This is a genomic window from Paenibacillus polymyxa (assembly GCF_001719045.1).
Lineage (GTDB): Bacteria > Bacillota > Bacilli > Paenibacillales > Paenibacillaceae > Paenibacillus > Paenibacillus polymyxa_B.
The window spans coordinates 5,079,632-5,093,996 of the sequence record NZ_CP015423.1 but is presented as its reverse complement, the minus strand read 5'-3'; the positions used below and the strand labels follow the sequence as shown (position 1 = coordinate 5,093,996).

The window sequence follows — 14,365 nt, the reverse complement described above, 5'->3', positions numbered from 1 at the left end:
GGGATTCCTCTTGTTTTCGGTACTTAAAAATTTGAGCTGGTTTTTTAAAAGAGAACGAAGCCGATACTCCATTGGATTGTTTTTGCTGATAGCCGTTGGTGTGCTGGAGCTTGCTCCACCTCGGCTGCTTGGTAGTGCCATTGATGAAATTGTGCGTGGTTCAATTTCCTGGTCCTCACTTTGGCGTTATATTTTGTACATCATAGGCATTCTAGCCGTCATCTACTACATTACGTACATATGGATGCACAAGCTGTTTGGTGGTGCCAATCTGGTGGAACGCCTACTGCGCACACGCTTTATGAATCATCTGCTGCGAATGACCCCTCCATTTTTTGAACGCAACCGCACTGGGGATCTGATGGCTCGTGCCACGAACGACCTTCGCTCCGTAGCAAGTACAGCGGGCTTCGGCATGCTGACACTGACAGACTCTACGGTCTATCTGAGCGTGGTATTAGTTGCCATGGGCACTCTAATCAGTTGGAAGTTGACACTGGCAGCTATCCTGCCCCTACCTTTTATCGCACTGGCTATGAGCATTTACGGTAAAGCCGTTCACGAGCGTTACACACTGGCACAAGATGCATTTGGTGATATGAACGATCAGGTGTTGGAATCCGTGGCAGGTATCCGAGTCATTCGCGCCTATGTGCAAGAACGAATGGACGAAAAGCGTTTCGCCGATATTACCGACGATGTATTTCGTAAAAATCTGGCTGTCGCTCGGATGGATGCCCTCTTTGAACCAACAATTCGTTTATGTGTAGGACTTAGCTACGTCATTGGACTCGGGTATGGTATTTATCTGGTATTTCATAACGATATCACGCTAGGCGAACTGGTCTCCTTTAATATGTATCTAGGAATGATGATTTGGCCGATGTTTGCCATTGGAGAGCTGATTAACATTATGCAGCGCGGTAGCGCTTCCTTGGACCGAGTTAATGAAACTCTCGATGTCCAGCCAGATGTTCAAGATGCAGCTCAACCTGTTCCAGTGGATCGCCTCGAATCCATCAGGATGAAAGACGTTACCTTCCGTTACCCTACCTCTACTATTGACAATCTGTCACATGTGAGTCTGGAGCTCAAACGCGGAGAAACGCTAGGTGTCGTCGGTAGAACAGGCAGTGGGAAATCCACGCTGCTCAAACAGCTACTACATGAATATCCGACGGGTAGTGGTGATATTTTAATCTCCGGCATACGTCTAGAGGACATTGCAGTAGAACAACTACACAGCTGGATCGGCTACGTGCCGCAAGAGCAAATTTTGTTTTCCAAATCGGTGCGCGAGAACATTCAATTCGGAAAACCTCATGCAGATGACGACGACATTATGGAAGCTATCCGTACTGCTGCCTTCGACCAGGATTTAGGTACCCTGTCTGATGGGCTGGATACACTGGTCGGAGAAAAAGGTATCGCCCTGTCCGGCGGCCAGAAGCAGCGTGTTTCGCTGGCGCGCGCCTTTATCGGTGATCCGGATATTCTATTGCTCGACGATGCACTATCTGCAGTAGATGCCCGGACGGAAGCAAGGATTATTGACAATATCCGACGTAAGCGCTCGGGTAAAACAACCTTGATCTCCACCCACCGCCTTTCCGCTGTAGAACATGCAGACCGGATCGTCGTGCTGGAGCAAGGACGCATTATTGAGGAAGGGACCCACAGCGAGCTACTTCAGGCTGACGGATGGTACCGACAACAGTATGAACGGCAACAAGTGGAATCTGATCTGACCTCAGGGGAGGTATCCTAATGAAACCCAATATCGGCAAAAGGCTATTCCAGTACGCGCTGACGAGCAAAGCAGGTTTTATCGCCGCTCTCATCGCTTTGGCTATCGGAGTAGCCGCCGAGCTGGCTGGTCCCTTCATCGCCAAAACGATGATCGACGACCATATGCTCGCTATTGAAAAACCATTTTATGAAACAACTCGTGTGGACGGCACTGTAAGTTATGCTGGAACCCACTTTAAGCGTGAAGATCGCTTTGAGTCCGGGGAGACTAAAGGTCGCGAAGCGAGGATTTTACAAGTTGGTAAATCTTTCGTATTTGTCGATGGCTCGGTTCAAGTGGCTGACGGTAACCGCTCCTTCACAAACGGAACGCTGACTGTGACACGCGACTCCGACACCTTTCGCTATGAAGCTAAGGCTCTGACAGCTGATGAACTGTATAGCTTTTACAAACCGGAAATGCCCGGTATCTTTCAGCTGATTGGCTGGTATTGCTTCTTCCTGGTTATTTCCATTTTTGCTGAATTCGGCAAAACATACTGGCTGCAATCCTCGGCGAACAAGGTCATACAAAAGCTTCGGCTTGATCTCTACGCTCACATCCAGCGGCTGCCAGTTTACTTTTTTGATAACTTGCCTGCAGGCAAAGTCGTATCCCGTGTTACGAATGACACTGAGGCAGTCAAAGATTTGTTTGTGGCTGTGCTCTCCAATTTCACTTCAGGGATTGTGACGATGGCAGGGGTATATGTTGCACTCTTTTTGCTGGACTTCAGACTGGGTCTTATCTCTCTGTTTATTGTACCGTTACTGATCTTGTGGATTGTATTGTATCGCAAGGTCGCCACCCGCTATAATACGATCATTCGGTCCAGACTCAGTGAAATTAATGCGATTATCAATGAATCGATTCAAGGGATGTCCATTATTCGCGTGTTCCGCCACCAGAAACAAACGCAGCAAGAGTTTGAGGAACTGAATGATGACTATATGAAGCATCAGAATAAAATGCTGAATTTGAACGCCTTCACTTCGCACAACTTAGTCAACGTGTTGAGAAATCTCGCCTTTGCCGTCGTGCTGTGGTATTTTGGATCTGAGGCGCTCGGAACTACAGGTAGTGCTGTTTCACTAGGCGTATTGTATGCCTTCGTCGATGTATTGGGACGACTCTTCCAACCTATGACGGGTATGGTCAACCAACTCGCTGTACTGGATACTTCCATCGTATCCTCAGGACGCGTATTTGAGTTGATGGACGAAACTGGAGAGCCGGTGACGGACGGCACGATGCCGCGCTACAAAGGCCAGGTAGAGTTTAACGACGTTTCCTTTGCCTACAAAAAGGATGATGTACTTAAACATATTTCCTTTACAGCACAGCCCGGGCAAACAGTTGCCCTTGTCGGACATACCGGATCAGGCAAAAGTTCGATTATCAACCTGCTATTCCGGTTCTATGATCCGCAAAAAGGAACGATCACCATTGACGGAACGTCTGTCAAAGACATCCCTAAGCAATGGCTTCGCCATCATATGGGTATTGTTCTTCAAGATCCATATTTGTTTACAGGTACGGTAGCCTCTAATGTCAGTCTCGAAGACAGCCGAATCACGAGAGAACAGGTGAATAAAGCGCTGCATGACGTTGGAGCCGACAAATTGCTGGCCCATTTGCCGCAAGGATTCGATGAGCCTGTTATTGAAAAAGGCAGCACCTTATCAGCCGGGCAACGCCAGCTTATTTCCTTCGCTCGTGCACTAGCCTTTGATCCCGCAATTTTAATTCTGGATGAAGCTACTGCCAATATTGACACCGAAACGGAAGCGCTCATCCAATCCGCTCTTGAGGTGCTCAAGAAGGGACGTACGACCTTTATCATTGCTCACCGTTTGTCCACCATTCGCAGTGCGGATCAAATTTTGGTACTGCATCGGGGTGAAATTGTTGAACGGGGTAGCCATGACGAGCTTATGGCCCAAGGCGGGCGTTACTTCCAAATGTATCAGCTCCAGTCGGGAACAGTTGCAACAGAATCAGATTCAATCTCTGCTACGCCTCCTGCGCAAGATGACTTGCTTACTGGCAAAGTCAGCATTTAAAGCTTGAATAGCCCAATTGCTTAGGGCTAACGATGAACATTTGGCATGAAAAAACCAGCGAGCCTCTCCTACACATTGGAGGCTCGCTGGTTTATTTTTATATAGGACATATGGCTTGTAATTTTATTTAGCTACAGACGTGCCTGTTCCTGTGGGTGGAAACACTGTTCCATCTACTGCTTTGAGCGTAACCTTATACTTGCTGTCTACCAACGTACTTGTGTGGGTATCCGTAATGACCTGAATATTCATTTCCCCTGGCTTTGGACTAGTCAGCTTGTAGTAAATTACTGCATTCGTATCATCTACGTAGTCGATGTGATCCACTTCAATGCCGTAACCTGGATTAGGTGCCTGCAGACGGGTGATTGTCACTTTGTTCTGCTGGTCATTTGTCTTCTCTATGCTCATACTAATATTATTTTGTTGAACCGGATCTACAGGCTCAGCCGGATTTTCAGGAGTAGCTTCAACCGTTTTATGACTTTGTACAAATTCGGATGCGTTATAGACCATTTCTGCTGCCTCCATCCGCGTTACTTTACGATCCGGGTTAAAGTTGCTCTGTTCGTCCAATTTTGCAATTTTGGTCAACAGCAGGAATTGAACTGCTGCGTTTGATTCCTGATCTAATTTTTTGCCATCCGCTACATTAACTAACATACGGACAGTTGGATATTCACCCGTTGCACTCACTGCTTTATACAGAATATTCGCAAATTGTTCTCTTGTCATACGGGTGCTTGGATCAATATCTGGTGACAAAGGAATTTGGTGTTGGGCCGCAATCCGATAGGACTGAGCATACCATGCGGAAGCCGGAATGTTTGCAAAGGAACCCGTTGTGAAATCAGGCATTACCTGAAGATCCATCGCACGAACAACCAAATGTACTCCTTGTGCATAGGTGAGCGTTTGATCCGGTGCAAATTTATCCTTGGTTATTCCTTGGATAATTCCTTTATCCTGAAGTGACTTTACGATCTTCTCCTGTTCAGCTCCCTTTATATCACGAAAAGCAGAAGCCGACGTAGCCACAGCCAATGAGCAGACGACAAGCAGGGCAACTGCCACGCTTTTATTTTTTTTCATGAGATACACCTCCATGTTTACTTTGCTTCTATACTTACCGACGCAATAAAAGCATCAAATGTTTCAAATATGCACAAATTGGTTGCAAAACAGTGGAATACCTGCGATTAGTGTAACCCGTCTAACTCTTTTCTGCTCACAATCTTTATACATACCCAAAAGTGCCTGTAACAGATTACCTTTTACAGTATCCCCTTGGAAGAACCGGATCTGGGTAGCAGTATCCCGCCGGCAAACCTCGCTCCCCTTTGTTCTCTTTGCTTACATCCGATTCGGTGCTTTCAGACCAAGAAGTTGCAGCGCGCATGCCAGAATATCCGCAGTTTGTTCCGCCAATTGAATACGCCAGCGTCCACCATCGACAATCCTTTCCTTGGCGTAAAAACGGTTGAACGCCTGGGCCGTATCCAGTGCAAATCTCGCAATAACCGAAGGCTCCAGTTGGCGAGCCGCACGTATCAGTTGTCCGTGATAACGATCCAACTGCTTAAGCAGCGCCCAACCTGCGTCACCAAACATTTCATCCGATATGTCATTCAAATCACGAGAATGGCTATCTTGGACAAGGGCGTTGTCGGTAGAATTAGTAATAACATCAACATCGGCGCGAGCATGAGCTTTCTCCAGAAGGCTGCGTATGCGCGCATGAGTATACTGCACATAAGGCCCGGTCTCACCTTCAAAGGTCAGCGCCTCCTCCAACGAAAAATCCACTTCATTCAGCCGGTTGTTTTTTAAGTCACCAAAAATAATCGCCCCAATACCAACGTCCTCTGCTACTGCCTGTTGTTCCTGCAAATCGGGATTCTTCTGAGTAATGATGGCTTGAGCACGGGCTATAGCTTCATCCAGCACCTCTTCCAGTTTGACAACTTTTCCACGTCTTGTAGACATTTTCTTACCCGCAAACCGCATTAATCCAAACGGCACATGCTCACACTGCTCCGCCCATGCCTCTCCTGCATGTTTCAGCACCGCAAACACCTGCTGGAAATGCAGCTTCTGTTCCCCACCAACGACGTACAGAAGCCGATCAGCCTTCATCACTTCATGACGATAAATCGCTGTTGCCAGATCACGTGTCGGATAAATGGTAGTCCCATCCTTTTTTAGAATAAGACATGGCGGCAGTTCCTCGTCTTCCAGACGAACTACGAGCGCGCCATCACTTTCCTCCAGCAATCCCTTTGCTCTTAATTGAGCAACAACTGCCTGCATCTTATCATTGTAAAAACTTTCTCCCAGCACATGGTCAAATGTAATGTTCAGGCGCTGGTACATACGATCAAATTCACCCAGACTGACTTCAACAAAAAACTCCCATAGTTGTTGAGCCTCAGCATCCCCATGCTCCAAACGTCGGAACCACTCGCGGCCTTCATCTTCCAAAGTTGGATCATGCTCGGCCTCCTGATGAAAACGCACATACAGTTTCAGCGATTCACCAATCGGATCATGTTGTAGCTGCTCCTCATTTCCCCATCTTTTATAGGCCGCAATTTGCTTGCCAAACTGTGTTCCCCAATCTCCAAGATGATTCACACTAATTGGGACATATCCGGTTTCACCAAGTATGCGATACAAGGCAGCACCAATAACAGTAGAGCGAAGATGACCAATACCAAACGGTTTGGCAATATTGGGCGAAGACATATCAATGACCACCCGCTGTCCGTGTCCGATATTGGGCCTGAGGAAATCAGCTTTGCTCAACTCAGCAAGCATAAGCGGAATATGAACCGATCGATCCAATGTTATATTTACGTAGGCACCCGATGCTGAAGCAGTTAAACCTTCTTCATGGCTCACTACCTCCGCTAATTCCATTGCAATGTGCTGCGGAGACTTTCGAAACTTCTTAGCCAGCACAAAACAGGGAAACGCTACATCTCCCCATTCAGGCTGCGGAGGCACCTCGAATAAAGATAAAATTTCTTTTTCCTCCAAGCCCGTATGGGCCAATATCGCTTGAGCAGCAATCCTCACTAACATGATCTCTCTCCTTCTTTTTATAGAATCTAACAAAAAAAGCTCCCGCCTCTTGAAATAATTCAAGAGACGAGAACTTCAATATCCCCGCGGTACCACTCTTCGTAAATCGGTTGTGCAGCTAAAGCTAACTTACACAAATCGCGATTTCACTCCAATGACTAATAACGGTGTCTGCCGGGCTGATCTACTAGAAATTCTGCTCGTTGGATCAACCGTCTCCCGGGTGCGCTTCACATCGGACCTCATACCGGCTTCCACCTCTTCCGGCTCGCTGTAATGATACGGCTCCGCTGCTACTCTCCCGTTCCATGACGTTAATTCCAATTATTATACAAACCTATTCAGTAGAAAGCAATCTTTTATTTCCTCTTCAGGCACTAGTTCCATATATGTAATTACACTGCCACCAATTGGCGGCATGCCTGAACGCAACGACGGCAGGCTTCTGCACAATGTTTGCAATGATCATGGGAATGCTTGCTGCATTCAGCAGCACATACCTCACAGGCCTTGGCGCACAGCTCACAGATTTGCTCGGCAAAATCCGTTCCGCGCTGCAGCATTTGAGCAGCAAATCCGCATATTTCTGCACATTCCCTACTCACTCGAATACATTCACGCAGCATAGCTAAATCATATTCCTTCAAACTCGCTACGTAACATACATTGCAAGCGTTCATACATTCCAGGCAAGCATCCACGCATTGTTGGTATGAATGATTCATATTACATTACCTCCCAGTTGTTGACCCTGCTGTACTATTACCCGCTGATCCTTGAGATTAATCATTTGATGTGCGCGCTTACAATAAAATAAAAACAAAACAATCCCGACTTATGTAAGGAAGTGTACTATATTCCAGTATGTAAGTGCAAGGATATTAATCACATGGATTTTTAGCCCCTGTTTCTGACTTGCATACACTCAGTCATTGCTCTATTGTAAAAAGTGTATGTCTAACCATCGATCAAGGAGTGAACATTTTAATGAATATGTCTTCCGTAGAGGAGCATCGACAGGAATCCCCGCAACAGGTTAATTGCATGGTCGTGACTGTCTCGGACACACGTACCGTGGAAACAGATACCGGGGGACAATTGCTCATGGATCTACTAGAAACCAATGGATATAAGGTTGTTCGATATGTCATCGTCAAGGATGACTACGAAGGTATTCAGCAGTTAGTATCCGAAGCAGCGGCACAGAATGACATCGAGGCTGTACTTTTGACAGGCGGTACCGGTATTTCTCCACGTGATACTACATATGAAGCCGTCTCCTCTCTACTGGATAAGGAACTACCTGGCTTTGGGGAAATCTTCCGTTATTTAAGCTTTGCTGAGGACATTGGTTCAGCAGCTATATTAAGCCGGGCTGTAGCTGGTACTGTGGGTCGGACAGCTGTATTTTCTATGCCTGGCTCACGCGGAGCCGTTCGTTTGGCAATGGAACGCATTATTGTCCCTGAGCTACGACATGTGATGAGAGAAATTTATAAATAAGCTCCTATTTCCTACATGCCGCGACACAAAAAGGCACCCCATACATTCATGAGGTGCTTCTTCCAACTATTCTTTTTCTTCAACTTCGGGCTGCATATAGCTGTCGATCAGCTTTTGCTTCAGCTCCCATACCTTCTCGCTCAGATTTACACGATAAATTTCAGGGTTCAGCTTCCGCAAATATTCTGGCCAAAACAGTTTCAACTGTGAAGTATGGTAGGCACGAATTTCATCCAGCTCAGGAAGCTCATATACCTTCTGTCCATTTATAAAAATAGGCTCAAGCATTGGCACGGCTTCATAATTTTCTACATACTTCTTCATATACGGATGTAAAGGGTTAAACAGCTTCAGGCGCTTACCATTACGCGGACGCTCTTCATCCGGGAAAGAAATATAATCGGCTACAGCTCTCCCTTTCTTCTTATCCACAATGCGATATACATCCTTCTTGCCTGGTGTGGATACTTTTTCTGGGTTACCCGAGATCTTAATCGTCGGCAACATTTCGCCATCCACTTCTCGTTCAACCAGCTTGTACACCCCGCCGAGCGATGGTTGATCTGAAGCCGTAATAAGCTGTGTTCCTACACCCCATACATCAATACGTGCCCCTTGGGCTTTCAGGTTAAAAATCGTATTTTCGTCCAAATCATTGGAAGCTACAATTTGTACGTAATCTAAGCCTTCAGCATCGAGCATTTCCCGCGCCTGAATGGATAGATAAGCCAAGTCACCGCTATCCAGACGGATTGCATTCATACGCTTGCCCTGACTCTCCAGCATTTTTGCTGTCCGAATCGCATGAGGAACACCGCTTTCCAGCGTGTCAAAGGTGTCTACCAACAGTGTAACCTGGTCTGGTAAAACCTTCGCATACACGTCAAACGCCTCCTGCTCCGTCATAAAGGTCTGCACCCATGAATGGGCATGTGTCCCCTTCGTCGGGATTCCAAAGTGCTCGCCTGCCAGCATATTAGAAGTCGCGTCAAAACCTGCCACATAAGCTGCCCGTGCTCCCCAAATCGCTGCGTCAGCTTCCTGCGCACGCCGTGTTCCAAATTCAAGCAGTGTATCGTCACTTGCCACCTGCTTGATGCGTGATGCCTTTGTCGCAATGAGCGTCTGATAGTTCATAAAATTCAGCAATGCCGTCTCGACAAGCTGCGTTTCCATAATCGTTCCTTCAACACGTACCAAAGGCTCGTTTGGAAAAACAAGTGCTCCTTCTTTCATCGAATGGACCGTTCCACCAAACTTAAACTGGCGAAGCGCCTCCATGAACATGGGATCGTATTTCTCCTCCTGTTCAGACAGGTAGCGAATGTCCTCTTCTGTAAACCGCAAATTTGCAATATAATTCACAATGCGTTCCAGACCAGCGAACACGGCGTATCCATTACCAAAAGGGAGTTTACGGAAATACGCCTCGAACACAGCTTTACGCTGATGACTTCCGTTCACCCAATGGGCGTACATCATATTAATCTGATATTTATCTGTATGTAATGCGAGGCTCGTTGACTGCATCGTAATCATCCTCTCTGACTGTCCCCAGGTTTGTGGTGCAGCGTACCGCCTCATCTGCCCAGATTCAGCAATATCCGGCTCCATTTTGTTATCGGACATTAGTGCACAATCGTTAAGTTATTTTACTTCTTCTGACGTAAAACCGTATCCTCAGCCGACCGTACCGCGGCTCCAAGACTTCCTTCAAAATGACCCAAAGCCCAATCATGTCCAGCTTGATTAAAGCTCGCCACAGCGTCCTTGTATACAGTAATAGCAAAACCTTTGTTATAAGCATCTACAGCCGTATGCAGCACACATATATCTGTACACACACCAATCAGATGAACTTCCAGAATACCACGTTCACGCAGCCTGAGCTCCAGATCTGTGCCCGCAAAAGCACTGTACCGTGTTTTATCCAACCAGTAGATAAGATCACTTTGTTGCTCATAGAGGCTACGAAGCTTGCCAAACAAATGTCGTCCGTTGGTTCCACGTATATTATGTGGAGGAAACAGCTTGCTCTCCGGGTGATAAAGGTCGTTCTCCTCATGCAAATCCACAGCCATGACAACAAAATCCCCTTGATCCACGTATGCCTGCGTAATTGCTGCGATCCGTTCATCCAACTCAATCGCAGGTTGTCCTACAGGCAAACTACCGTCCACAAAATCTTTCGTGTAATCAATAACAATTAGTGCCTGCATCGTACGGTCAGCTCCTTATCCTCAAAGTGAAATTGTACATTCTATGCGTAACCTATTACATTAGACGTTACGTGTAGATAGATAAACGCGGTACTCTGTCACTAAAACGGTACAACTGTGCAGGTCTTTGTGAATACTGGTTGGAACTGAGCGGTTTGCCGTTCTCATCACGCACCTCTTCCAGTATTCCCTGCCTGCTACGAGTCGATGTTATTTTGCGAATAAAGTTTGGCTCTTCGAAATCCGGTACGACACTCTGAATCACCTGATATAATTCACCCAGTGTAAAATGTAGCGGTAAAAACTGCTTGGCGATCGTCGTCTGAAGCATCTGTAACTGAATTTTGCGATAAGCATCTACTATGATATCCCGGTGATCGAATGCCAGCTCCAATTCCTCCAACGCTTCGCGGATCGTGAATAACCCGACCTCGGAAGCATCATCGGCCGCCTGACGCTGTTCCAACATCCATTCTTCTACCAGCGCAAAAAATGCATGTGATATAATCCACCCGCGCGGATCACGTCCCGGTCCACTATATACACCCAAATACTCCAGATGCCCGCCGTCCACACCCGTTTCCTCTAACAGCTCCCTCTTGGCAGCTCCATACATAGATTCATCTTCCTGACAAAACCCTCCAGGCAACGCCCAGCGTCCTGCAAACGGCCAACTGCGGCGCTTGATGAGCATCACTTTCAGCTCTCGAATAGGCAATGTCTTTGTTACCGTCTTGCGCTCCCGCTTCGTTAAGGTAAACATAACGATATCCGCTGGAGCTCCATCCGGGGTACGGTATTTCTTAATGTTGTACGACGCCTTTTGCGCCTCTTCGTTTATACGCTTGCTATCCATTGGCATCACCATATTATATCGTTTTGATAAATTCATTATGACATAATAAAAATTTTTGTCAAGTGTCAGGCCTTGCCTGAATCACTTGCTTGTGTACGTAATACTCGGAAGGTTGCTGTAGATGTAGAACCGAGTGTGCCTTCACTATCTCTTACTTCCGCCTCAGTGGTTATAGTGCGACCTCCTTGATGAAGAATTCGCGCCCTAACCTCCAGTCGTCCTTGCTTCATGGCTGACAAGAAATGAACATTCAGGTTCGTCGTTACACATGGATCCATATTTCGTGAAGCCATACTAACCATCCCCATCGCCTGATCCATCAATGAAGTAAGTACACCCCCATGGACAATACCCATCACATTGGTATGCTCTTGTTTGGCCTCCAAAGCGATCTGTACCTCGTTTGCATCAGCTGCAATCAGCTCACACCCTAAATACTCCCAAAAAGTATTATTTTCTCCCTCTAGCATCTTACCCAACTTATCCATTCCTTGCTTCCATCCCTTCGATGTTGTCCCATTTCTCTTGATGTCTTATAGACACATACGATAGTAAATTGCTTTCGAAAAAAAGGCGTGGAAGCTACGCCTCCACACCATAGATTTCATTCTAATCACTGCAATTCGACGAAGAAGTGCTTTTCCCCTCTTCTACGTTCACCTTCTCAGCAACGGTATCACGGATCGCCATGATTACCATTTGCAGTAGTTCATTAATTTCCACCTGACTCTGCTGAAACTCCGTGACAATTGGAATACCGTCAAGCTCTTCCTGTAGCTCCTGTAGCTCGGCCTCTATTTTGGCAATCATTTTTTGATTCTTCAAGGATTCAAATGCTACAATTTCCTTTTGCTTCTTTTTCATCGTTGCAATCAGTTGCTGGATGCGCCCATGATCCTGAATCTTTTCTTCTGCTTTCCGGAATACCTGCACTTCCTCACTGCTACCCAAAATACCTGCCAATTCTTTGGCTTTTGCCAATATCATTTCGCGATTGACCAAATGATCATGCTGGCGCGCCGCCGATTGAAGTTCTGTTTGTTGCAACCGCTCCTCTGTCATTGCCCATCGCTCCTTTTCTCACTTAGACGGCCTTGCACACAGCCCTTTACTCAGACCGCATGCAACCCGTTAGAAATTCTTTTATCCGTTAACTGCTACGGCCGTTTCAACCAGATCACCTTTGATGTAAAAGGTCATAGGTTCCGTAATTTTCACTTGAACAAAGGAACCGATTAGGTCCTTAGAACCCTCAAAATGTACAAGCTTATTGGAACGGGTCCGACCGGCAAGCACTTTGCTGTCATTTTTGCTCTCGCCTTCCACCAGCACTTCAACCACTTCGCCACGCAATCGACTATTAAAGCGAAGGCTGTTTTGGTTCACAGCAATGTTCAGACGCCGGAGACGCTCTTTTTTGACCGACATAGGCACATTATCTTCCATCGAAGCAGCTGGCGTACCTTCACGTGGTGAATAAATAAATGTGTAGGCAAAGTCATAGCCGACCTCGCGTACCAGAGATAGAGTATCTTCAAACTGCTCGTCTGTTTCACCAGGGAAACCTACGATGATATCTGTTGTCAGAGAAACATGCGGAACAGCTGCTTTAATCTTCGCGGCCAGTTCCAGAACACGCTCACGGGTATATTTTCGGTTCATTTTCTTCAATATATCCGTATTACCGGATTGAACAGGCAGATGGATATGCTCCACCAAATTGCCACCCTTACCGAGCACTTCAACCAAATGGTCATCAAAATCACGTGGATGTGATGTCGTAAAACGTACACGCGGGATATTGATTTTGCGCATATCATCCATCAGATCCCCGAATCTGTAATTCAAATCTTTCAAATCCTTGCCATAAGCGTTAACATTCTGCCCCAGTAAGGTAATTTCTTTAAAGCCTTGACGTGCCAAATCCCGCACCTCAGCGATTACATCCTCTGGACGACGGCTTCTTTCCTTACCACGTGTAAAGGGAACAATGCAATAGGTGCAAAATTTATCACAACCGTACATAATGTTCACCCAAGCCCGCATACCCTCACGCTTCTTCGGCAAGTTTTCGATAATGTCGCCTTCCTTAGACCACACTTCGACCACCATTTCTTTGCTAAAGAGTGCTTCCTTGACGAGCTGAGGCAGACGATGAATATTATGGGTACCAAAAATCATATCGACAAAACCGTGTTTTTGCATAATCCGGTTAACGACATTCTCTTCTTGTGACATGCAACCACACACGCCAAGCAGCAGTCCTGGCTTTTCTGTTTTGAGATGCTTGAGGTGACCCAGCTCGCCAAACACTTTATCCTCCGCATTTTCACGGATAGCACAAGTGTTCAGTAAAATGATGTCCGCTTCCTTCCGATCCTCGGTTGCCTGGTAGCCCATTTGCTCCAGCAAGCCCTTTATGGTTTCGGAATCATGCTCGTTCATTTGGCAACCAAATGTGTATACGATATAATGCTTTCCCTCACCGATATGCTTGAGCTCATCCGGGACTGCGTTATCATACAATACTTGTACGTCCTCTTTACCGCGTTGCTTTTCTTTTCTATGGTTCGGCTCCGCCATAATGTTGATTTCACGTCCGCGAATGCGGATCTTTTTGCTATGCTCATCTTCAGAAATAATCTTCGCATCCGAGAAATCAAAATATTTGGAGTAATCTTTTGTTTTCTTTTCCATTCCTTAGTCACTCCTTACACCATCTATTTCACGAGCTAATTTGTGATTTACTGTATCTTTAGGCATGGGTAAATTTATTTAAGTTCTAAAAAACCTTTAAAAAAGGCATTACACTAAATTATAGCATGATTTATAGGCCATCGCCATAGATCAG

General features: G+C 46.3%; 12 protein-coding genes and 1 other annotated feature. Of the genes, 3 read left to right on the top strand and 9 right to left on the bottom strand.

What is annotated here, in order from left to right:
• Positions 1-10: 10 nt before the first annotated feature.
• Positions 11-1,768 (top strand): ABC transporter ATP-binding protein, encoded by a 1,758-nt coding sequence (locus tag AOU00_RS23100; protein WP_069291749.1) that lies wholly within the window; start codon positions 11-13, stop codon positions 1,766-1,768.
• Entirely contained in the window at positions 1,768-3,852 is a 2,085-nt protein-coding gene (locus AOU00_RS23095) for an ABC transporter ATP-binding protein (RefSeq protein ID WP_061829412.1), read from the top strand. Before AOU00_RS23100 ends, AOU00_RS23095 begins: the two co-directional genes overlap by 1 nt.
• 123 nt (positions 3,853-3,975) lie before the next feature.
• On the opposite strand, the gene AOU00_RS23090 is transcribed toward AOU00_RS23095, so the two are convergent.
• The 3 genes from AOU00_RS23090 to AOU00_RS23080 all read right to left on the bottom strand — a co-directional run bounded on the left by AOU00_RS23090 (position 3,976) and on the right by AOU00_RS23080 (position 7,661).
• Complete coding sequence (locus tag AOU00_RS23090) at positions 3,976-4,944, bottom strand: S-layer homology domain-containing protein (RefSeq protein WP_061829413.1); 969 nt, start codon at positions 4,942-4,944, stop codon at positions 3,976-3,978.
• 261 nt (positions 4,945-5,205) lie between these two features.
• Positions 5,206-6,936, bottom strand: a complete 1,731-nt coding sequence (argS, locus tag AOU00_RS23085; RefSeq protein WP_069291748.1) for an arginine--tRNA ligase — start codon at positions 6,934-6,936, stop codon at positions 5,206-5,208.
• Between the two features lie 59 nt (positions 6,937-6,995).
• Positions 6,996-7,254: a binding site (T-box leader), on the bottom strand.
• A 77-nt stretch (positions 7,255-7,331) separates the two neighbouring features.
• Complete coding sequence (locus tag AOU00_RS23080; RefSeq protein WP_023988251.1) at positions 7,332-7,661, bottom strand: four-helix bundle copper-binding protein; 330 nt, start codon at positions 7,659-7,661, stop codon at positions 7,332-7,334.
• A gap of 262 nt (positions 7,662-7,923) precedes the next feature.
• On the opposite strand from AOU00_RS23080, the gene AOU00_RS23075 reads away from it, so the two are divergent.
• A complete protein-coding gene (locus AOU00_RS23075; protein ID WP_039273566.1) occupies positions 7,924-8,439 on the top strand; it encodes a MogA/MoaB family molybdenum cofactor biosynthesis protein in 516 nt (171 codons plus the stop codon).
• Positions 8,440-8,505: 66 nt separating this feature from the next.
• On the opposite strand, the gene AOU00_RS23070 is transcribed toward AOU00_RS23075, so the two are convergent.
• From AOU00_RS23070 to miaB, 6 genes are all read right to left on the bottom strand, one after another.
• Positions 8,506-9,969 (bottom strand): nicotinate phosphoribosyltransferase, encoded by a 1,464-nt coding sequence (locus AOU00_RS23070; RefSeq protein WP_023988249.1) that lies wholly within the window; start codon positions 9,967-9,969, stop codon positions 8,506-8,508.
• 122 nt (positions 9,970-10,091) lie between these two features.
• Entirely contained in the window at positions 10,092-10,658 is a 567-nt protein-coding gene (locus AOU00_RS23065; RefSeq protein WP_069291747.1) for a cysteine hydrolase family protein, read from the bottom strand.
• Between the two features lie 67 nt (positions 10,659-10,725).
• The gene (locus AOU00_RS23060; RefSeq protein WP_155765278.1) at positions 10,726-11,514 is read right to left on the bottom strand and encodes an NUDIX domain-containing protein; all 789 of its coding nucleotides are present in this window, start codon (positions 11,512-11,514) and stop codon (positions 10,726-10,728) included.
• A gap of 65 nt (positions 11,515-11,579) precedes the next feature.
• Positions 11,580-12,002 (bottom strand): PaaI family thioesterase, encoded by a 423-nt coding sequence (locus AOU00_RS23055; protein ID WP_069291745.1) that lies wholly within the window; start codon positions 12,000-12,002, stop codon positions 11,580-11,582.
• A gap of 121 nt (positions 12,003-12,123) precedes the next feature.
• Positions 12,124-12,576 carry a YlbF/YmcA family competence regulator gene (locus tag AOU00_RS23050; protein WP_023988245.1) on the bottom strand — a complete coding sequence of 151 codons (453 nt, stop codon included), beginning with the start codon at positions 12,574-12,576 and terminating at the stop codon, positions 12,124-12,126.
• Between the two features lie 81 nt (positions 12,577-12,657).
• Positions 12,658-14,211, bottom strand: a complete 1,554-nt coding sequence (gene miaB, locus AOU00_RS23045) for a tRNA (N6-isopentenyl adenosine(37)-C2)-methylthiotransferase MiaB (protein ID WP_013309963.1) — start codon at positions 14,209-14,211, stop codon at positions 12,658-12,660.
• Positions 14,212-14,365: the final 154 nt, after the last annotated feature.